This window comes from Gilvimarinus sp. 1_MG-2023, from assembly GCF_030548285.1.
Genome location: NZ_JAUOSC010001764.1, coordinates 1 through 234 on the forward strand (window position 1 = coordinate 1; position 234 = coordinate 234).

Genomic DNA, 234 nt, shown 5'->3' on the forward strand with positions numbered 1-234 from the left:
AATGTCGTCACCATCCAGTGAAGCATTAACCGCGGGGAAACGCTTCAGCGCGTCGGTCGCAGCCTTTACAAACAAGCCCATAAAGCCCAAACGAGTACCGTTCTGTACTTTTTCAAACTTGTCTTTGTATTGCTTACGCAGCTCCATAACCGGTGCCATGTTCACTTCGTTAAATGTGGTCAACATGGCCGTTGAGCTAGTGGCATCGAGCAGGCGCTCAGCAATGCGCTTACG

Annotated in this window: 1 protein-coding gene; it reads right to left on the minus strand. The window is 50.4% G+C overall.

Annotated elements, in window-relative coordinates; all coding sequences use genetic code 11:
- Positions 1-234: 2-oxo acid dehydrogenase subunit E2 (locus tag Q4563_RS22775; RefSeq protein WP_303606167.1), on the minus strand; the 234-nt coding region annotated here is incomplete at both ends.